The sequence below is a fragment of the Burkholderia sp. Bp8998 genome, from assembly GCF_003854235.1.
Taxonomy (GTDB): Bacteria; Pseudomonadota; Gammaproteobacteria; order Burkholderiales; family Burkholderiaceae; genus Burkholderia.
The window spans coordinates 1-18,681 of record NZ_QTQF01000073.1 but is presented as its reverse complement, the minus strand read 5'-3'; the positions used below and the strand labels follow the sequence as shown (position 1 = coordinate 18,681).

Annotated in this window: 19 protein-coding genes and 1 pseudogene; 7 read left to right on the top strand and 13 right to left on the bottom strand. The window is 64.9% G+C overall.

Annotated features, from left to right (window positions below; translation table 11 throughout):
- Positions 1-220: 220 nt before the first annotated feature.
- Entirely contained in the window at positions 221-1,420 is a 1,200-nt protein-coding gene (locus DIE06_RS36270; protein ID WP_059685426.1) for an amino acid aminotransferase, read from the bottom strand.
- 250 nt (positions 1,421-1,670) lie between these two features.
- On the opposite strand from DIE06_RS36270, the gene uvrB reads away from it, so the two are divergent.
- From uvrB to DIE06_RS36240, 5 genes are all read left to right on the top strand, one after another.
- Positions 1,671-3,761, top strand: a complete 2,091-nt coding sequence (uvrB, locus tag DIE06_RS36260; RefSeq protein ID WP_124665527.1) for an excinuclease ABC subunit UvrB — start codon at positions 1,671-1,673, stop codon at positions 3,759-3,761.
- 219 nt (positions 3,762-3,980) lie between these two features.
- A complete protein-coding gene (locus DIE06_RS36255; protein ID WP_124665526.1) occupies positions 3,981-4,532 on the top strand; it encodes an iron transporter in 552 nt (183 codons plus the stop codon).
- Positions 4,533-4,587: 55 nt separating this feature from the next.
- Positions 4,588-4,920: a cupredoxin domain-containing protein gene (locus DIE06_RS36250; RefSeq protein ID WP_006760846.1), complete on the top strand. Its 333-nt coding sequence runs from the start codon at positions 4,588-4,590 to the stop codon at positions 4,918-4,920.
- Positions 4,921-4,978: 58 nt separating this feature from the next.
- Positions 4,979-5,821, top strand: a complete 843-nt coding sequence (locus DIE06_RS36245; protein WP_124665525.1) for an FTR1 family protein — start codon at positions 4,979-4,981, stop codon at positions 5,819-5,821.
- Complete coding sequence (locus DIE06_RS36240; protein ID WP_124665524.1) at positions 5,818-7,215, top strand: 4Fe-4S binding protein; 1,398 nt, start codon at positions 5,818-5,820, stop codon at positions 7,213-7,215. The genes DIE06_RS36245 and DIE06_RS36240 overlap by 4 nt, the downstream gene beginning before the upstream one ends.
- A 332-nt stretch (positions 7,216-7,547) precedes the next feature.
- Here the strand turns inward: DIE06_RS36240 and hemP are convergent, their stop codons facing one another.
- The 3 genes from hemP to DIE06_RS36220 all read right to left on the bottom strand — a co-directional run bounded on the left by hemP (position 7,548) and on the right by DIE06_RS36220 (position 9,387).
- The gene (hemP, locus tag DIE06_RS36230; RefSeq protein WP_039322336.1) at positions 7,548-7,793 is read right to left on the bottom strand and encodes a hemin uptake protein HemP; all 246 of its coding nucleotides are present in this window, start codon (positions 7,791-7,793) and stop codon (positions 7,548-7,550) included.
- 138 nt (positions 7,794-7,931) lie between these two features.
- Positions 7,932-8,414: an SRPBCC family protein gene (locus DIE06_RS36225; protein ID WP_124665522.1), complete on the bottom strand. Its 483-nt coding sequence runs from the start codon at positions 8,412-8,414 to the stop codon at positions 7,932-7,934.
- Positions 8,415-8,514: 100 nt separating this feature from the next.
- The gene (locus DIE06_RS36220) at positions 8,515-9,387 is read right to left on the bottom strand and encodes a pirin family protein (protein WP_124665521.1); all 873 of its coding nucleotides are present in this window, start codon (positions 9,385-9,387) and stop codon (positions 8,515-8,517) included.
- A gap of 122 nt (positions 9,388-9,509) precedes the next feature.
- Here DIE06_RS36220 and DIE06_RS36215 point away from each other — a divergent pair, with 122 nt between their 5' ends.
- Positions 9,510-10,487, top strand: a complete 978-nt coding sequence (locus DIE06_RS36215; RefSeq protein WP_124665520.1) for a LysR family transcriptional regulator — start codon at positions 9,510-9,512, stop codon at positions 10,485-10,487.
- Between the two features lie 392 nt (positions 10,488-10,879).
- Here DIE06_RS36215 and DIE06_RS36205 read toward each other — a convergent pair whose 3' ends face one another.
- The 9 genes from DIE06_RS36205 to DIE06_RS36160 form a co-directional block, all read right to left on the bottom strand.
- Positions 10,880-11,308 (bottom strand): biopolymer transporter ExbD, encoded by a 429-nt coding sequence (locus DIE06_RS36205; protein WP_006754473.1) that lies wholly within the window; start codon positions 11,306-11,308, stop codon positions 10,880-10,882.
- A 13-nt stretch (positions 11,309-11,321) separates the two neighbouring features.
- Entirely contained in the window at positions 11,322-12,053 is a 732-nt protein-coding gene (locus DIE06_RS36200; protein WP_124665519.1) for a MotA/TolQ/ExbB proton channel family protein, read from the bottom strand.
- 34 nt (positions 12,054-12,087) lie between these two features.
- The gene (locus DIE06_RS36195; protein WP_124665518.1) at positions 12,088-12,819 is read right to left on the bottom strand and encodes an energy transducer TonB; all 732 of its coding nucleotides are present in this window, start codon (positions 12,817-12,819) and stop codon (positions 12,088-12,090) included.
- Between the two features lie 217 nt (positions 12,820-13,036).
- Entirely contained in the window at positions 13,037-13,273 is a 237-nt protein-coding gene (locus DIE06_RS36190; RefSeq protein WP_011885486.1) for a bacterioferritin-associated ferredoxin, read from the bottom strand.
- A 168-nt stretch (positions 13,274-13,441) separates the two neighbouring features.
- Positions 13,442-14,305 carry a glutamate racemase gene (gene murI / locus DIE06_RS36185; RefSeq protein ID WP_124665517.1) on the bottom strand — a complete coding sequence of 288 codons (864 nt, stop codon included), beginning with the start codon at positions 14,303-14,305 and terminating at the stop codon, positions 13,442-13,444.
- Between the two features lie 37 nt (positions 14,306-14,342).
- Positions 14,343-14,819, bottom strand: a complete 477-nt coding sequence (bfr, locus tag DIE06_RS36180) for a bacterioferritin (protein ID WP_124665516.1) — start codon at positions 14,817-14,819, stop codon at positions 14,343-14,345.
- Positions 14,820-15,013: 194 nt separating this feature from the next.
- Positions 15,014-16,537, bottom strand: coding sequence for a fumarate hydratase (locus DIE06_RS36170; protein WP_059642274.1), 1,524 nt, complete (start codon positions 16,535-16,537; stop codon positions 15,014-15,016).
- Between the two features lie 34 nt (positions 16,538-16,571).
- Entirely contained in the window at positions 16,572-17,177 is a 606-nt protein-coding gene (locus tag DIE06_RS36165) for a TIGR00645 family protein (RefSeq protein WP_124665515.1), read from the bottom strand.
- A gap of 113 nt (positions 17,178-17,290) precedes the next feature.
- Positions 17,291-18,208, bottom strand: a complete 918-nt coding sequence (locus DIE06_RS36160) for a DMT family transporter (RefSeq protein WP_124665514.1) — start codon at positions 18,206-18,208, stop codon at positions 17,291-17,293.
- 327 nt (positions 18,209-18,535) lie between these two features.
- On the opposite strand from DIE06_RS36160, the pseudogene DIE06_RS36150 reads away from it, so the two are divergent.
- Positions 18,536-18,681: pseudogene (locus tag DIE06_RS36150) on the top strand (AMP-dependent synthetase); the annotation flags it as partial.

Below are 18,681 nucleotides of genomic sequence, written 5' to 3'. Positions count from 1 at the left end.
TGTTCCTGTCGGCGTTCCCGAGCGCCGCGCTCACGGGCCAGTCGTTCGTCGTCAGCCACGGCTGGTTCATGCAGTAACGGGCTCTTCGGCTCGGGCGGCCGCGCTGCGCGCCGCTTGTGCCGTGCCGGGCATTCCCGGCAGTAGGACGGCATAAAAAAACGCGCTCCTCGGAGCGCGTTTTTTGCTTCGGAAGGGCGGGCTGCCGCCCGCTGACGCCGACTTACTTCAGGACCGCTGCGACTGCATTGGCGACTGCGTCGAGGTTGCGCGTGTTCAGCGCTGCGACGCAGATCCGGCCGGTGCCGACTGCATAGATGCCGAACTCTTCGCGCAGGCGATCGACTTGCGCCGAGGTCAGGCCCGAATACGAGAACATCCCGCGCTGCGCGTTGATGAAGCTGAAGTCGCGATCGACGCCGCTCGCCTTCAGGCGCTCGACGAGACCGTTGCGCATCGCGCGGATGCGGTCGCGCATTTCGCCGAGTTCCTGCACCCACGAAGCATGCAGTTCCGGCGATGCGAGCACGGCCGCGACGACGGCGCCGCCATGGGTCGGCGGGTTCGAGTAGTTCGTGCGGATCACGCGCTTCAGTTGCGACAACACGCGCGTCGCTTCTTCCTTGCTCGACGTGATGATCGACAGCGCGCCGACGCGTTCGCCGTACAGCGAGAACGACTTCGAGAACGACGACGACACGAATGCGTTCAGGTCGGCCGCGGCAAACAGACGCACGGCGGCGGCATCGGCCTCGATGTTCTCGCCGAAGCCCTGGTAGGCCATGTCGAGGAACGGCACGAGGTTGCGCGCCTTGACGACGTCGACGACCTGCTGCCATTGCGCTTCGGTCAGGTCCACGCCGGTCGGGTTGTGGCAGCACGCGTGCAGCACGACGATCGTGCCTGCCGCATAGCCGTTCAGCGCCGACAGCATGCCTTCGAAGTTCACGCCGTTGGTGGCGGCGTCGTAGTACGGGTATGCGACGACTTCGAAGCCGGCCGCTTCGAACAGTGCGCGGTGGTTTTCCCAGCTCGGGTCGCTGATCGCGACCTTCGCGTTCGGGTTCACGGTGCGCAGGAAATCGGCGCCGATCTTCAGTGCGCCCGTGCCGCCCAGTGCCTGCGCCGTGACCACGCGGCCTGCGGCGATCAGCGGCGAATCGTTGCCGAGCAGCAGCTTCTGCACCGCCGCGTCGTACGCGGCGATCCCGTCGATCGGCAGGTAGCCGCGCGGCAGGCCGGCGTCGACACGAGCCTTTTCCGCTTCGCGAACGGCGCGCAGCAGCGGAATCTTGCCTTCTTCGTTCGTGTACACACCGACGCCGAGGTTGACCTTGGTCGGGCGCGTATCGGCGTTGAAGGCTTCGTTCAGGCCCAGGATCGGGTCGCGGGGAGCAAGCTGGACAGCGGAGAAGAGCGACATGATGATTCGGCAGTAGTGAAAAGAGGGTCAGGCTTTCAGCCGGCGGGGCGGGCGCAGCGGACCGCGCGCCAACGGGCACGGCGCCGGAAAGCGCAGCAGGCTGACATTGTAGCGAATTCACGCTGCCGGAGGCGGCGATTGCGCGGCGAATTGCGACTTCGGACGGTTGCCGCGCGTCAGGAGCCGTCAGCGGTTCGCAACGCCGCGAAGCGCTAGAATAGTTTTTTTGCCCTCGCTCCGGCCGCACTCCATGTCCGAACATCACGCCGAAGTCGGCGACGCGCTCGACGAATCGAAATTCGTGACCTTCGAAGGGTCGCCGTTCCAGCTGTATCAACCGTATCCGCCCGCAGGCGACCAGCCGACCGCGATCGAAACGCTCGTCGAAGGTGTCGGCGACGGCCTCGCATTCCAGACGCTGCTCGGCGTGACCGGTTCGGGCAAGACCTTCACGATGGCCAACACGATCGCGCGGCTCGGCCGCCCGGCAATCGTGTTCGCGCCGAACAAGACGCTCGCGGCGCAGCTCTACGCGGAGTTCCGCGAGTTCTTCCCGCGCAATGCGGTCGAGTACTTCGTCTCGTACTACGACTATTACCAGCCGGAAGCGTACGTGCCGCAGCGCGACCTGTTCATCGAGAAGGATTCGTCGATCAACGAGCACATCGAGCAGATGCGGCTGTCGGCGACGAAGAGCCTGATGGAGCGCCGCGACGTGGTGATCGTCGCGACGGTGTCGGCGATCTACGGTATCGGCAACCCGTCCGAATACCACCAGATGATCCTGACGCTGCGCACCGGCGACAAGCTCGGCCAGCGCGACGTGATCGCGCGGCTGATCGCGATGCAGTACTCGCGCAACGAACAGGACTTCCAGCGCGGCACGTTCCGCGTGCGCGGCGACACGATCGACATCTTCCCGGCCGAGCACGCGGAGCTGGCCGTGCGCATCGAGCTGTTCGACGACGAGGTCGAGACGCTGCAGCTGTTCGACCCGCTGACCGGGCGCGTGCGACAGAAGATTCCGCGCTTCACCGTGTATCCGTCGTCGCACTACGTGACGCCGCGCGACACCGTGATGCGTGCGGTCGAGACGATCAAGGACGAATTGCGCGAGCGCCTCGAGTTCTTCCACAGCGACGGCAAGCTCGTCGAGGCGCAGCGCCTCGAGCAGCGCACGCGCTTCGACCTCGAGATGCTGCAGGAGCTCGGCTTCTGCAAGGGCATCGAGAACTACTCGCGGCACTTCTCGGGTGCCGAGCCCGGGGAGCCGCCGCCGACGCTCGTCGACTACCTGCCGCCCGACGCGCTGATGCTGCTCGACGAATCGCACGTGCTGATCGGCCAGCTGAACGGCATGTACAACGGCGACCGCGCGCGCAAGGAAAACCTCGTCAACTACGGCTTCCGGCTGCCGTCGGCGCTGGACAACCGGCCGCTCAAGTTCCCGGAGTTCGAGCGCAAGATGCGCCAGGTGGTGTTCGTGTCGGCGACACCGGCCGACTACGAGCAGCGCGTGACGGGGCAGGTGGCCGAGCAGGTGGTGCGGCCGACCGGGCTCGTCGATCCGGAAATCGAAGTGCGCCCGGCAAGCTCGCAGGTCGACGACGTGCTGACCGAGATCAACGCGCGCGTGAACGCCGGCGAGCGTGTGCTGATCACCGTGCTGACGAAGCGGATGGCCGAGCAGCTCACCGAGTTCCTGGCGGACCACGGCGTCAAGGTGCGCTACCTGCATAGCGACATCGACACGGTGGAGCGGGTCGAGATCATCCGCGACCTGCGGCTCGGCACGTTCGACGTGCTGGTCGGGATCAACCTGCTGCGCGAAGGCCTCGACATTCCGGAGGTGTCGCTGGTCGCGATTCTCGACGCGGACAAGGAAGGCTTCCTGCGCGCCGAGCGCTCGTTGATCCAGACGATCGGCCGCGCGGCGCGCAACGTGAACGGCAAGGCGATCCTCTACGCCGACACGATGACCGAATCGATGAAGCGCGCGATCGGCGAGACCGAGCGGCGCCGCGCGAAGCAGATCGCGCACAACGAGAAGATGGGCATCACGCCGCGCGGCGTCGTGAAGCGCATCAAGGACATCATCGACGGCGTCTACAACGCCGATGACGCGCGCGCCGAGCTGAAGGAAGCGCAGCAACGCGCGAAGTTCGAGGACATGTCGGAAAAGCAGATCGCGAAAGAGATCAAGCGTCTCGAAAAGCAGATGGCCGACTACGCGAAGAACCTCGAGTTCGAAAAGGCCGCGGCGACGCGCGACCAGCTTGCGCTGCTGCGTGAACGCGTGTTCGGAGCGAACGTGGGCGACCACGTCAACGGCGGCCGGTAAATCTTTCCAAACGTCACTGAAACCTTCTGGTAACACCGTTGTAAGCCTTGTCGGATCAGGGGTTTACACGGTGTCTTGTTTGTTCCGGAGTCGGTTCAGTGCTAAACTTTGCAAGTATTGAGAATAGTTCGCATTAACGTTATTGGTTGCGTTAGTGTTTCCAGCGCGCGGTCATGACGGGCGGTGCGCAAGTCACCAGACAAATAACAAGGAGTGTCCATGTTGGGTTCTTCGTTCATCCGCACGTCGGTTGCGGTAGCGGCGGCGCTTGCCGCGATGTCGGCTTCGGCTGCCGAATATCCGATCGGCAAGCAGCAGATCCAGGGCGGCATGGAAATCGGCGCGGTGTACCTGCAGCCGATCTCGATGGATCCGGAGGGGATGATGCGCAAGGCGTCGGATTCCGACATCCACCTCGAGGCCGACATCCACGCGGTCAAGAACAACCCGACGGGTTTCGCGGAAGGCGACTGGATGCCGTACCTGCAGGTCACGTACAAGCTGACGAAGCAGGGCGACACGAAGTGGAAGGCTGAAGGCGACCTGATGGGCATGGTCGCGAGCGACGGCCCGCACTACGGCGACAACGTGAAGCTGGCCGGCCCGGGCAAGTATCACCTGACGATGACCGTCAAGCCGCCGATGCAGTCGGGCCACATGGCGTTCGGCCGTCACGTCGACAAGGAAACGGGCGTGGGCGCATGGTTCAAGCCCATCACCCTCGAATATGACTTCCCGTTCGCCGGCATCGGCAAGAAGGGCGGGTACTGATCGGTGGCATCACGGACGGCGCGCTTCGGCGCGCCGTCGGCGTAGAGAACCCAGAATGAAATTCCCTCAGAAAATCGTCGCCGCAGCCGCCGCGCTGTGGCTCGCCGGCGCAGCGCATGCCGCTGATCTGCCGACGTTCAAGCTCGAGATGACGGACGGCAAGCTGAACCCCGCCCGTATCGAAGTGCCGGCTGGCCAGCGCTTCAAGATCGAGATCAGGAATACCGGCAAGGGTGCCGCCGAATTCGAGAGCGTGCAGTTGCGCAAGGAGAAGGTGCTTGCGCCGGGCGCCGATTCGTTCGTGGTCGTCGCTCCGCTGTCGCCGGGCGAATACAAGTTTTTCGACGATTTCCACCAGCAGGCACAGGGCGTGATCGTCGCGAAGTAATGCGTTTTATCTGCGTGCGGGCGTACGAGTGCGTCGCCCCGCACGTCAGGAGGATTCAATGGGTCAGATCTTGTTCATCGTCTGGCGGGAGAGCGTCGAAGCGCTGCTCGTCGTCGGCATCCTCTATGCATGGCTGAAGAACGGCGACGACGACGCGCGCCGCGGCCTGCCCTTTCTGTGGACGGGCGTGGCAGTCGGCTTGCTGATGGCCGTTGGTCTCGGCGCCGCGCTCGTCGGCTTCACCGAAGTGCTGTCCGGCGACGCGCAGGACTATTTCCAGACCGCGATGGTGTTGATCGCGTGCGTGTTGATCGTGCAGATGGTGCTGTGGATGCGCCGGCACGGCCGCACGCTGAAGCGTGACATGGAGCAGTCGCTGCAGCAGAGCACGCGCGATTCGAACTGGTGGGGTGTCGCCGTGCTGGTCGCGCTCGCGATCGCACGCGAAGGCAGCGAGACGGTGATCTTCCTGTACGGCCTCGGTTTCGGCCAGTCGGGGCACGTCGATGGCAGCCAGATGCTCGCGGTCGTGATCGGCCTCAGCCTCGCGTTCCTCACGTTCTATCTGCTCCAGCTTGGCGGCAAGTACTTCTCGTGGCGGCATTTCTTCCGCGTGACCGAAGTGATGCTGCTGTTCCTCGGTGCGGGCCTGTTCCAGACCGGCGTCGACAAGCTGATCGACAAGGAAATCCTGCCGCTCGGCATCTCGCAAGTGTGGGACACGTCGGGGATCCTCGATGATTCCGGTACGTTCGGTTCGCTCGTCGCGACGCTGACCGGCTATCGCGCACACCCGGCGCTGACCAACCTGATCGCCTATGCCGCGTACTGGGCGGTGGTCTGGCTGCTGATGAAGCGCGCGAGCCGTCGTCCGGTCGTCCCCGCAGGTCGCGCGGCATGAGTGTTGTCGTCGCAGCCAAGCCGGGCTGGCTCGCGCAGGCCGGCCAGTGGATGCAGCGCCACGGCGCGGTGATCCGCGGCATCCAGTGGGTCGTCGTCGCCGTCTACGCATTCCTGATCATCGTGCCGGCGGTGTTGCCGCTGCCGGACGATTCCGCGCACCTGTGGAGCAATCTCACGCTGATCGCGCAGTTCGTGTTCTGGGGCATCTGGTGGCCGTTCGTACTGCTGTCGATGGTCATGCTCGGCCGCGTCTGGTGCGGCGTGCTGTGTCCGGAAGGCGCACTGACCGAATATGCGAGCAAGTTCGGCCGCGGTGGCGCGATTCCGCGCTGGATGCGGTGGGGCGGCTGGCCGTTCGTCGCGTTCGGGCTCACGACGATCTACGGGCAGATGGTCAGCGTGTACCAGTACCCGCTCGCGGTGCTGTTCGTGCTCGGCGGTTCGACCGTCGGTGCGATCGTGATCGGCGTGCTGTACGGCCGCGAGAAGCGTGTGTGGTGCAAGTATCTGTGCCCGGTCAATGGTGTATTCGGGCTGCTCGCGCGACTCGCGCCGATGCGCTACAAGGTCGACGAGGATGCGTGGCGTCGCTCGTACAAGAACGGCGAGCACGGGCATCGCGTGATTCCGATCAATTGCGCGCCGCTCGTGCCGTTGCGCAACATGAAGGGTGCCGCCGCATGCCATATGTGCGGCCGCTGCAGCGGGCACCGTGACGCGATCGCGCTGTCGTGGCGCTCGCCGTCCGACGAGGTCGTGAGCCTCGGCGCGCAGCAGGCGAATCCGTGGGACACGGCGCTGATCCTGTACGGCCTGCTCGGCGTCGCGATCGGTGCATTCCACTGGACCGTCAGCCCGTGGTTCGTGCAGATCAAGCAATGGCTCGCGGGCTGGCTGATCGACCGCGACATCACGTGGCCACTCGAGACCAATGCACCGTGGTTCCTGCTCACGCACTATCCGGATCGCAACGACGTGTTCTCGTGGCTCGACGGCGGGCTGATTGTCAGCTACATCGTCGGCACGGGGCTTGTATACGGCACCGCGCTGCTCGTGCTGCTGGCCGGCGCGACGCTGATGCTCGGGCGCTTCGACCGCGTGCGTCTCCATCATCTCGCGCAGGCGCTGATCCCGATCGCGGGGGCCGGCGTGTTCCTCGGGCTGTCGGCGACCACGCTGTCGCTGCTGCGGGCCGAGCATGTGCCGCTCGGCTGGGCGACCGACGTGCGCATCGCGATTCTGGTTGGCGCGAACGCGTGGAGCGCCTGGCTCGCCTGGAAGGTGACGGGGCGCTATGCGGCATGGCCGCGCCGGCTGGCTGCATTCGCGTGGTTCGCGGCCGGCCTGGCCGTGGTCGACAGCGCATGGTGGTTGATGTTCTGGGGTTTCTGATGCGGTTCTGATGCGGAATTGAAGGCCTGGCGGCCGCGTTCCGGAGCAGCGGGCGAGCGTGTGCCGCTGTCGGGCTCCGGAACGCGCTGAAGCTGCAGTGCCGATAGCCGCGATGCCTTTCCATTGCATCCGGACGCCCAAACAAAGAAGCGACACGCCCTTCGACGTGTCGCTTCTTTTCTTCCTTGTGCGAGAACCAAAAAAGTGGCTTGGCTTGCTGCAACGGCTGCTTGAGTGTGTTTGCACGAAGGGGTCTAGATCTCGCGTGCAAGCCGTTACGCTGGCTACTGCCCAACACCTCTCAGGGAGGTGGTCCCCACAATACTCTGTCCTTACTTCGTCAGGATCAGTTTGCCGAGCCGCGTGGCACGCAACTGATACGTCTCTCCGTTATGCGCGATGCTGATGTGGCTGTGGCCTTGCAGCAGCGCGTCGCTGCTGAGGGTCCGGGTGCCGGCATCGCGGCTGCCGGCGGGTTTCGCCGGCGTCGTGACCGCTGCCGTCTTCTGACGGTTGGCGCTTGCGGTGCCGGTTGTGCGGCGCAAGGTCAGCGTGGTCGGGCGCGTGGTGTCGGTCATTCGGTTGATCGGTGACTGTCGATACGATGGGATGAATTCTAAATGATAACTATTCCCATTTACAAAAACTCTTTATCGATCGATGCGGGAAATCCGATAGCTTGAATCAAAGCAGCGGCCCGCGGGCCGCCGCTGATATCAGTGGAGCGGATCGGGGTCCTTGCGTCCCTGAGCGTATTCGCGGATCAGGCGCACCGTGTCGATGTCCGACGTGCGATACGCTTCCTTGACGATGCCGTGCGTCTGGCGCGCTTCCTCGCTGTCGTCCGTGACGGTCAACGTCGTGTGGTATTCGAAGCGCAGGAACAGCTCGTGGTCGTCGCGCTCCTCGATCGTCATCGTCAGCGAGCCGCCGATTTCGCCGCCGGCCGCATGGATGTCGTAGCGCACTTGCTGGTTCGGGATGAACGTCACGCGGTCGCGCACGGTCGCATGTCCGTAGTGCAGTTCGCGTTCGAGCGTCGTGTCCGTCCGTTCGTGGACGACACAGCTGTCGAGGCCGATCACGAACAGCTGCGGCTGTTCGGCGCGCAGCACGAGGCCTTCCCACAGCTGGTCGCGGGTCAGGGACGGCACGGCCGGATCGTCGGAGTTGATCTGGATCAGATGTTCGAAGTTCAAGGGGACGGATTCCTTCTGGTGGCGGGCAGCCGCGTGGCTCAAGGAGTCATTGTGACGCAAAACGAGCCGTTTCGCGGCACCTGCGGCCCCCGATCGGACGTCACGCGCCGATGCGGCCCATGCGACCGGTCTGGTAGTCGACGACGGCCTGCCGGATCTCTTCCTCGGTATTCATCACGAACGGGCCGTAGCGGACGATCGGCTCGTTGAGCGGCACGCCGCCGATCAGCAGCAGGTCGAGCGGCGTATCGCCGGCTTCGAATATCACGGCGTCGCCATCGTCACCGTAGACGACCATGTGCCGTGCGTCGACGGGCTGCCTGTCGGGCCCGTAGCGACCCGCTCCGTCGAGTGGGTAGGCGAACACGCGATAGCCTGCCGGCACCGGCTGCGTGACCGTTGCGCCCGGTTGCAGCGTGAAATGCTGGTAGAGAATCGGCGTGCGCGTCTCGATCGCCGCACGCACACCGAACGCTTCGCCGGCGATCACGCGGACCTGCGCACGGCCGTCCGGCGACGTCGCGCTCGGGATGCGGGCGGCCGGGATCTCCTGGTAGCGCGGCGCGATCAGCTTGTCGCGCCGCGGCAGGTTGACCCACAGCTGGAAACCGTGCGAGCGCCCGCCTGCCTGCGCGAACTCGGGATCCGGCATTTCGCTGTGGACGACGCCCGCGCCAGCCGTCATCCACTGTACGTCGCCGGGCCCGAGCGTGCCGGCATGGCCGGCCGAGTCGCGATGGCGAAAGCGCCCGTCGAGCACGTAGGTGACGGTCTCGAAGCCGCGATGCGGATGATCGGGGGCGCCCTTGGCTTCGCCTGGCGCATAGTCGACGGGGCCCATCTCATCGAGCAGCAGAAACGGATCGAAATCCATCAGCAGCCGGGTCGGGAACGGGCGGTGAACCACGAAGCCGCCGCCTTCGGTCGTGCGAAGCGCGGGGTACGTGCGGTCAAGCGAGCGAGCGATCGTCATGCAGAAGCCCTCGATATCGTCGGAATAGCGTTATTTTTGAAACACAGCGCTATTATATTGGGCGTTTTACCGACCGATTTGCGGCGGTTCGCAATGGATTGTTCTGAAATTGGAACGATGACATGAACATCGATGCACACAACCTGAACGACCTCATGTACTTTTCGCAGGTCGTCGAACACGGCGGTTTCTCTGCGGCGGAACGCGTGCTGGGTATCTCGAAATCGCGCCTGTCGCGGCGCCTGACCGAACTCGAAGCGGCGCTCGGCGTGCGCCTGCTGCAGCGTTCGACGCGCAAGCTCGCGCTGACCGAGGCGGGGGAGCTGTTCTACCAGCATTGCCAGGCGATGCTCGCCGAAGCCCAGGCCGCGATGAACGCCGTGCAGCAGCTGCGCGCGTCACCGCGCGGCTCGGTGCGCGTGAGCGTCCCCGTGACACTGTCGCAGACGATGCTGTCGCGCATTCTCCCCGAATTCCTGCACCGCTATCCCGAGGTGAAGGTGCACATCCGTGTGACCAATCGCGTGATCGATCTGTTCGAGGATTCGATCGACGTCGCGTTGCGTGTGCGCTCGGAGCCGCCGCAGAACGCGAACATCGTCGTGCGGCCGCTGTGGCGGACCGAGCAGATGCTGGTTGGGGCGCCCAGCCTACTGAACCAGAATGCGCCGCCGCTCGTGCCGGACGATCTGGCGCATTTCGAGACGCTCGATACGCCGAGCGTCGACGGACGGCACGTGTTCAGCCTGATCGCGCCGGACGGCACACGTCACCTGCACGAGCACGATCCGCGGCTCGTGACGGCCGACCTGATGACGATCCGCGAGGCTGTGCTCGACGGCCTCGGCATCGCGGCGCTGCCCGAGATGATGTACGGCAATGCATTGCGCGCGGGGCAGTTGTCGCCGGTGATGCCGGGCTGGACGCTGCCGGTGCCGCAACTCTATGCGGTGTTCGTGTCGCGGCAGGGAATGCCGCCCGCGGTACGCGCGTTCGTCGACTATCTGGTCGAGAAGCTCGACCACGGCGAATACAAGCAGCCGAGCTGCCCCGAGCGCGCGAAGAACGAAGGGGTGGCGGCCGATGCTTCGGCCACCTGAACGCAAGATGCGCGTCGTGGCAAATTTGTTTTGTCATTGAAGCGTCGCCTGCAATCGCAAGTTTCAATCGCCGGGGCCTTGAATGCGTACGCGGGCAGGCCTATAGTGAAATCCCATTTCGCGAAGGAAGTTCTGAGCGGAATCAGGTGGCCGCATATATTGTGAGCCAGATAGGGCAGAACGCGCAGTCCGTGCAGACCACGGTAGCCGCATTTGCGTTGCTCGAGGCGCAACCGATACCGCCGAAGAGCCCGCCGCCCGAAGGCGCCCGCGTGCGCATGAAAAAAGGCCTTCATCTGGCGATGAGGGCCTTTTACTTTGTGCGGCCGGCGAGGTGCGGCCGGCAAGGCACGGCCGGCCACGCGATCGTCGCGTAGTGAAATGCGTGTGCGTTACTTTGCCTTCGCAGTCGGCTCCGTCACGAAGCCCAGCTTCGTCAGGCCGCCGGCCTGCGCATCGGACATCACTTCGGCCACACGCTCATAGGCAACCTTGCGATCGGCGCGCAGGTGCAACTCCGGTTGCGGCTGATGCTGTGCCGCTTCCGCGATGTGTGCCTGCAGCTGCTCGCGCGTGACCGTCTGGTCGTTCCACAGGATCGTACCGTTGCCCTGGATCGCGACGTCGACCGTCTGCGGCTTTTCGTCGACGGGCTGGCTGCTCGCGTGCGGAAGGTCGATCTTCACCGCGTGCTGCATTGCCGGGATCGTCACGAGGAAAATGATCAGGAGTACGAGCATGACGTCGACGAGCGGCGTCATGTTGATCTCGCTCATCACGCCATCGTCGTCGTCATCGCTGAAGCCGGTGTTCATTGCCATGGTTCACCCCGTCTCAGCTGGCGCGCGTCGCGAGGCGCAGGCCGTCGCGGGGCGACGACGACGCGAGGCGCGCACCCGTCACGAAGTACGCGTGCAAGCCGTGTGCGAAGCGGCGCAGCTTGCTGACGACACCCTTGTTCGCGCGGGTCAGTGCGTTGTAGCCGAGCACCGCGGGAATCGCGACGAACAGGCCGAAGGCCGTCATGATCAGCGACTCGCCGACCGGGCCGGCGACCTGGTCGATCGACGTCTGGCCGGTTGCGCCGATCGCGAGCAGCGCGTGGTAGATGCCCCAGACCGTGCCGAACAGGCCGACGAACGGTGCCGTGCTGCCGATCGACGCGAGAATCGCGAGGCCGGCCTGCATGCGCGAGATGCCTTCGTCCATTGTGTCCTTCAGGCAGCGCGTGACCCAGTCCGACACGTCCATGCGGTCGTGCAGGTGCGGTTGCGTCTGATGGTGGTGATCGGCGGCTTCCTTGCCCGACAGCGCGAGCGCGAGGAACGGATTGTCGCTCGGCGTCGATGCGGTGAGGCCGAGCTTCTTGATGCCGTCGTCGAAATCGTCCGAATGCCAGAACGCCTGCTCGGCATTCTTCGTGAGACGGTTCAGGCGAACCACGTTCCAGCCCTTGACGATGATCACGATCCACGACAAGACCGACATCACGAGCAGCGTGATCGCGATGGCGCGCGTGACGAAATCACCTTGCGCCCAGACGTGCGCGATACCGTAGCTTTGCATTTTTGTTTCCTTTGAATCTTCCGAATGAGGCGGGTTAATCGTCGAGCGTAAAGTTGAAGGGCAGCGTATGGGCGGCGCGAATCGCTTGGCCGTTCTCGACGTACGGCGGGCAGGTGCTGGCGCGTGTCGCATCCAGCGCTGCCTCGTCGAGGCGGGGGTAGCCGCTGCTCTTTTGCAACTCGACACTTTCAATCTTGCCCGTCAGGCCGATGACGAAGTGAACATAGGCCGTGCCCGTTTCGCCGCGGCGGCGCGACATCGACGGATAGGTGGGCTTCACGAAATTGCACTTGAGTGCCGATACGTTCTTCGGCGCGCTGACTTGCATCGTTTCCCGGGCCGGGCCGGGCGCGGCCGCCGGCGCAGCGGGCGCGGCGGAGGGGGCGGCGGGCGCAGGCGTCGGATCGGCTGCCGGAGCGGGCGTCGGAGACGGTGATTGTGCGACCGGCTGAGGCGTCGCCTTGACCGCTTTCTGTACCGGCTTCGGTTCGATCTTCGGCTTGACGCGCGGCACGGGCTTCGGCGGCGCGGGTTGCGCGACCGATTCGACCGCGACCGGCTGAGCGGCCGGTGCAGGCGGGATGAGCTGCGCGGTGATCGACTGGACTTCGACCGTCTTCGGCGGCGGCGCATTGCGATGGAGCCAGGCGGCCGTCAGCATGATCGCGTGTGCGGCAAGCACACCGACCGCGACAGTGATGACCCGGGGATTCATACGTGGGGCAGCCGGCAAGACGCCGGCAGGAGCGGATAGCGAAGCCTGCATGTTAGCTTGAAAGAACGACGTCGCACCCGGGGCGCGACGGGTGAATCGGTATCACTTGCGGAAGATCAGCAGCGAGATGCACACGGTGGTCGCGAATCCGATCAGCAATTCCATGACAGGCTCCTTGGCAGGTAAGCCGCTGGCTCGCGCGGAAGGTGGCTGGCTGACGGTCGGGCAGAAAATGCGGCCGCAGCCGCATGCGTACGTTCGGTGCCGCTCAGGCGGCCTTGCGGTCGTAGAACGTCACCGGGATCGGGTGAGCGTGGTGCTCGACGCCACACCGGCTCGCGCAGACGCCTTGCTCGGCCATGAGGTCGCGGACGGACTCCTCGCACTTGCCGCAGCACGTGGCCACGCCGAGCTCGAACTGAAGCTCATCGAACGAACTCACGCCCTCGGCGAGGGACGCGCGAATCTTGCGATCGGAAACAGACTTGCACACGCAGACGATCATGATGAGTTGCGATAGCTAACGTTAATGCGAATTATTATCATTAAATTTGCGGGCGTTGACAAGCCTGGGTCCGGCTTTTTTTAAGGTCATCGGACCCTTGAAACGGAAGGCGCGGCGTGGCCGCTGCGGGAGAGGGCGAACCGGCGGTGGCCGGCCCGCGTCACACGGTCACACGGTCGCGCAGGCGCGCGCGTTCGGCGAGGAAATGGTGACGGGTTGGACCGGCGCGTCGAGGCCGAGCAGTGACGATGCGAGTGCGTGCAGTTGCAGGCCGTCGCTCGTCGAGCAGAAGCGCGGCGGCGCGGCACGCGTGCCGGCCGGCGCGCGCAAGTCGCGTTCGTCGAGCACCCGCGTGAGCTGGCGGGCGATGGCATCGCTCGTGTCGACGAGCGTCAGGCGGTCGCCCACAATGTCACGAATCGTTTCGGAGAGAAACGGGTAGTGCGTGCAGCCGAGCACCAGCGTATCGGCGCCGTCGTCGAGCATCGGCTGCAGGTAATGCTCGAGCAACGCGCGCAAGGCGGGCGAGTTCGTGTCGCCGCGTTCGATCGCTTCGACGAGCCCGTGGCCGGGTTGGCAGATGAAGCGACGGCCGGCGCCGTAGCGGTCGAGCAGCGCCTGGAAGCGCGGGCTGTTCAGTGTCGATTGCGTGGCAAGCACGCCCGCGACACCGGTCGAGGACAGCGCGGCGGCTGGCTTGATGCCCGGCTCGACGCCGACGAGCGGTATCGACAGGCGTTCGCGGATGGCCGCGATCGCCCGCGCCGTGGCGGTGTTGCACGCGATGACGAGCGCTTTCGCGCCTTCGCGGGCGAGCCACTCGCCGATGGCCAGCGTGCGTTCCGTAATGAACGCCTCGTCGCGCGGACCATATGGTGCATGGTGCGAATCGGCGACGTAGACGAACGACTCGCCGGGCAGGTGCGCGCGCACGGCGCGCAGCACCGACAGGCCGCCGAGCCCCGAATCGAAGATGCCGACAGGGGCGGTGGGGTAGTCCCCGGAAGCGACTGGCTGGTTCGTCATCGTCATGCGGAAGGCGAAGTGGCGATCGTGGCGATGGTGCCGATTACTCGGGCGAACCCATCATCGTCTGCTGATAATTCTGCAGGCCGACCTTGCCGATCAGGTCGATCTGCGTTTCCAGCCAGTCGATGTGCTCTTCGGTGTCGTCGAGGATCTTTTCGAAGATCTCGCGCGACACGTAGTCACGCACCGATTCGCAGTAAGCGATCGCTTCCTTGCACGTGGACTGCGAGATCTGCTCGAGCTTCAGGTCGCAGTTCAGGATCTCTTCGGTTTCCTCGCCGACCAGCAGCTTGTGCAGGTCCTGCAGGTTCGGCAGGCCGTCGAGCATGAACACGCGCTCGATCAGCCAGTCGGCGTGCTTCATTTCGCCGATCGATTCGTCGTATTCGTGCTTGCCGAGCTTGTCGAGGCCCCAGTGCTTGTACATGCGCGCATGCAGGAAGTACTGGTTGATTGCCGTGAGTTCGTTCTTCAGTTGGGCGTTCAGGTATTCGATGACTTTCTTGTCGCCTTGCATGGCTGTTCCTTGTTCAGTAGGGGCTTCAGAAACCGAACGATAATCGCTCGAACGGGAAAAGCCAAGCCTCGAAGCCTTGTCGGGCCTGCCTTTTGCGGGTAACGAGAAGCAGCCCTGGATAACGGGCCGCGCACAATAACGAGAATGAGAAGTAAAAAGGCCGGACATCCGTCCGGCCTTTCGTATGCGCGCGCTTAAGCGGCTGCGACCGGGATCTTGCCGATCTTCGCCTGCCATTCCTTCGGACCGGTCTGGTGCACCGACGTGCCCGACGAATCGACGGCCACCGTCACCGGCATGTCCTGCACGTCGAACTCGTAGATCGCTTCCATGCCGAGGTCTTCGAATGCGAGCACCTTCGCGCCGCGGATCGCCTTCGACACGAGGTAAGCCGCACCGCCGACCGCCATCAGGTACGCCGCCTTGTGCTTCTTGATCGCGTCGATCGCGACCGGGCCGCGTTCGGCCTTGCCGACCATCGAGATCAGACCCGTCTGGGCGAGCATCGTCTCGGTGAACTTGTCCATCCGCGTGGCCGTCGTCGGGCCTGCCGGGCCGACCACTTCGTCACGCACCGGATCGACCGGGCCGACGTAGTAGATCACGCGGTTCGTGAAGTCGACCGGCAGCTTCTCGCCCTTCGCGAGCATGTCGGCGATGCGCTTGTGCGCGGCGTCGCGGCCCGTGAGCATCTTGCCCGACAGCAGCAGCGTCTGGCCCGGCGTCCAGCTTGCGACTTCTTCCGGCGTCAGCGTGTTCAGGTCGACGCGCTTGCTGGTTTCCGTGTTCGGTTCCCACTGGACCTTCGGCCAGGCGTCGAGCGACGGCGCCTCGAGCTTCGCGGGGCCCGAGCCGTCGAGCACGAAGTGCGCGTGACGCGTCGCCGCGCAGTTCGGGATCAGCGCGACCGGCTTCGACGCCGCGTGCGTCGGTGCGGCCATGATCTTCACGTCGAGCACGGTCGCGAGGCCGCCGAGGCCCTGCGCGCCGATGCCGAGCGCGTTGACCTTCTCGTGCAGCTCGACGCGCAGTTCCTCGACCCAGTCCTTCGGACCGCGCGCGATGATTTCCTGGATGTCGATCGGCTCCATCAGCGATTCCTTCGCCATCAGCATCGCCTTTTCGGCGGTGCCGCCGATGCCGATCCCGAGCATGCCCGGCGGGCACCAGCCCGCGCCCATCGTCGGGACCGTCTTCAGCACCCAGTCGACGATCGAGTCGGACGGGTTCAGCATCACGAACTTCGACTTGTTCTCCGAGCCGCCGCCCTTCGCCGCAACCTGCACGTCGACCTTGTCGCCCGGCACGATCTCGTAGTGGATCACGGCCGGCGTGTTGTCCTTCGTGTTCTTGCGGGCGCCTTCCGGCGGATTGACGATCGACGCGCGCAGCACGTTGTCCGGATGCGTGTAACCGCGGCGCACGCCTTCGTTGATCATGTCGGTCAAGCCCATCGTCGCGCCGTCCCAGCGCACGTCCATGCCGACCTTCACGAAGATCGTGACGATGCCGGTGTCCTGGCAGATCGGGCGGCGGCCTTCCGCGCACATGCGGCTGTTCGTGAGGATCTGCGCGATCGCGTCCTTCGCGGCCGGGCTTTCTTCCAGCTCGTACGCGCGGCCGAGGGCCTGGATGTAGTCGAGCGGGTGGTAGTAGCTGATGTACTGCAGCGAATCCGCGATGCTCTGGATCAGGTCTTCCTGTTTGATGACGGTCATGGCTGAGACTCTGTGGGGACTGTGGGGAATGCGTTTATGCGTTGACGGCTGCCTTGGCCGGCTTGCGGAACTCGTTCGCTGCAGGCGCGTGCGTCTCGTGGAAATGGGCCGGGTGCGTGTGGGTCGTCAGGCGGTCGACCCACGCCATCACGAGCGCCGACACGAGGAACGACACGTGGATGATCACCTGCCACATGATCGCGTGCGTCGTGTGCTGGTCCGGGTTGATGAACGTCTTCAGCAGGTGGATCGACGAAATGCTGATCAGCGCCATCGACAGCTTGACCTTCAGCACGCCCGCGTTCACGTGGTCGAGCCATTCGGGCTCGTCGGGATGGCCCTCGATGCCGAGGCGCGACACGAACGTTTCGTAGCCGCCGACGATCACCATGATCAGCAGGTTCGAGATCATCACCACGTCGATCAGGCCGAGCACCGCGAGCATCACGCTGACCTCGTCGAGGCCGGTCGCGTGCGACAGCAGGTGCCAGACTTCCTTCAGGAACAGGAATACATAGACGGCCTGCGCGACGATCAGGCCCAGATAAAGCGGAACCTGGAGCCAGCGGCTCATGAAGATCAGCGCGGGCAGCGGGCGCAGCGGACGACGGGTGGAGCCGGGCGAATGCGGGGCAGACATGATGGAGTGACGGGCGCAGTGCGCAGGTATCGGGGGTAATCTTGAAAAGGCGCGCTATTGTAACGCGTCGGCCGGCGTGACTGCAGCGACGCGCCGCGGTTGCCGGGGACGGATCAGGATGCGGCGGCCGGCACGCGCTTCACGCGCAGGCTCGCGAGCACGATGCCGGTGACGACGCACGCGAGCGCGATGCCGTGCGCGAGCGTCGGGCGTTCGCCGAGGAATGCGATGCCGTACGCGGCGGCCGCCACCGGCAGCACCGCGCTGAACACGCCGGCGAGGCTGCCCGGCACGTGCCGGATGCCCTTCATCCACAGCCAGAACGAGAAGATGCTGGCCGACAGCCCATACCAGACGACGAGCGCCCACGTACCGGCCGGCACGCTCGCGTAATCGAAATGCCACAGCGCCGTCGCACCGAGCGGCAGCATCAGGCACAGGCCGAACAGGTGCGTGTATGCGCAGATGTCGATCGGCGCGAGCGTCTGCGTGAGCCGGCGCGACAGGATCACGTAGATCGATTCGCAGCACACGGCGCCGAGGATCAGCAGGTTGCCGGTCAGCGAGCCGGACGATGCGCCGCCGGCGCCGTGCGCGGGCGCGCCGCCTGCGGTGCCGTTGGCAAGGTTGATCGTCACGACGCCGGCGATCGCGAGCGCGATCGACACGAGCGCACGGCCGTTCGGTTTTTCACGCAGGATCAGCCATGCAAACAGCGCGACGATGGCCGGGATCGTGCTCGTGATCACGCCTGCCGCGACCGCGCTCGTGCGCTGCACGCCGTTGAGCATCAGCAGCGTAAACATGAAGGTGCCGAAGAATGCCTGCAGGAACAGGTTCAGCCATTCCGCGCGCCGGACCGTGCGCATCTTCACCGGGCTGAACAGTGGCCACAGCACGGCGATCGCGATCACGAAGCGCAGCGTGGCGAGGATGGCGACCGGGACGAAGACGACGATGGATTTGCCGATACCGACGTTGCTGCCGACAAACAGCATCGACAGGATGAGGAAGAGGGCGTAGCGATTCAAGCTGGAGTCCGGGGGGCGAGTTCAGTTAGGATTGTAGGGTCGCGTTTGTAACAGCGTAAAGCTGACTGTAAAGCGGCCGACCGTAAGGCGGCGCTTGCGTGCGAAACGGCATGGCGCGTAAGTGACGGGTAAGTTCGAGCGCTTATCGTGGAAATCGCCGGGCCGTACGTCCGCCGTCGTATGACGTGGTGCGGTGCAGCATCGCGCGCAGTCTTCGGGCCGCGCGCGGGTGGGTGGGAGACAGCGGCGCGCATGCGCCGGCCAAGACGCGCGGCGCGCACGATCGCGCCGCCATGCAGAGGATTCATGTTCACCAAGGGGTAGTCGATGTCTGCGATTGAATCGGTTCTTCACGAAACCCGTCAGTTTGCGCCGCCCGCGGCGCTCGAGAAGGCGGCGACCATTTCCGGCATGCCGGCCTACCAGGCGCTGGCCGCCGAGGCCGAGCAGGATTACGAAGGCTTCTGGGGGCG

What these genes read in the sequence shown, in the direction of transcription:
- DIE06_RS36270 (WP_059685426.1), bottom strand. Translation starts at nt 1,420, where the DNA reads ATGTCGCTCTTCTCCGCTGTCCAGCTTGCTCCCCGCGACCCGATCCTG.
- uvrB (WP_124665527.1), top strand. Translation starts at nt 1,671, where the DNA reads ATGTCCGAACATCACGCCGAAGTCGGCGACGCGCTCGACGAATCGAAA.
- DIE06_RS36255 (WP_124665526.1), top strand. Translation starts at nt 3,981, where the DNA reads ATGTTGGGTTCTTCGTTCATCCGCACGTCGGTTGCGGTAGCGGCGGCG.
- DIE06_RS36250 (WP_006760846.1), top strand. Translation starts at nt 4,588, where the DNA reads ATGAAATTCCCTCAGAAAATCGTCGCCGCAGCCGCCGCGCTGTGGCTC.
- DIE06_RS36245 (WP_124665525.1), top strand. Translation starts at nt 4,979, where the DNA reads ATGGGTCAGATCTTGTTCATCGTCTGGCGGGAGAGCGTCGAAGCGCTG.
- DIE06_RS36240 (WP_124665524.1), top strand. Translation starts at nt 5,818, where the DNA reads ATGAGTGTTGTCGTCGCAGCCAAGCCGGGCTGGCTCGCGCAGGCCGGC.
- hemP (WP_039322336.1), bottom strand. Translation starts at nt 7,793, where the DNA reads ATGACCGACACCACGCGCCCGACCACGCTGACCTTGCGCCGCACAACC.
- DIE06_RS36220 (WP_124665521.1), bottom strand. Translation starts at nt 9,387, where the DNA reads ATGACGATCGCTCGCTCGCTTGACCGCACGTACCCCGCGCTTCGCACG.
- DIE06_RS36215 (WP_124665520.1), top strand. Translation starts at nt 9,510, where the DNA reads ATGAACATCGATGCACACAACCTGAACGACCTCATGTACTTTTCGCAG.
- DIE06_RS36205 (WP_006754473.1), bottom strand. Translation starts at nt 11,308, where the DNA reads ATGGCAATGAACACCGGCTTCAGCGATGACGACGACGATGGCGTGATG.
- DIE06_RS36200 (WP_124665519.1), bottom strand. Translation starts at nt 12,053, where the DNA reads ATGCAAAGCTACGGTATCGCGCACGTCTGGGCGCAAGGTGATTTCGTC.
- DIE06_RS36195 (WP_124665518.1), bottom strand. Translation starts at nt 12,819, where the DNA reads ATGCAGGCTTCGCTATCCGCTCCTGCCGGCGTCTTGCCGGCTGCCCCA.
- DIE06_RS36190 (WP_011885486.1), bottom strand. Translation starts at nt 13,273, where the DNA reads ATGATCGTCTGCGTGTGCAAGTCTGTTTCCGATCGCAAGATTCGCGCG.
- murI (WP_124665517.1), bottom strand. Translation starts at nt 14,305, where the DNA reads ATGACGATGACGAACCAGCCAGTCGCTTCCGGGGACTACCCCACCGCC.
- bfr (WP_124665516.1), bottom strand. Translation starts at nt 14,819, where the DNA reads ATGCAAGGCGACAAGAAAGTCATCGAATACCTGAACGCCCAACTGAAG.
- DIE06_RS36170 (WP_059642274.1), bottom strand. Translation starts at nt 16,537, where the DNA reads ATGACCGTCATCAAACAGGAAGACCTGATCCAGAGCATCGCGGATTCG.
- DIE06_RS36165 (WP_124665515.1), bottom strand. Translation starts at nt 17,177, where the DNA reads ATGTCTGCCCCGCATTCGCCCGGCTCCACCCGTCGTCCGCTGCGCCCG.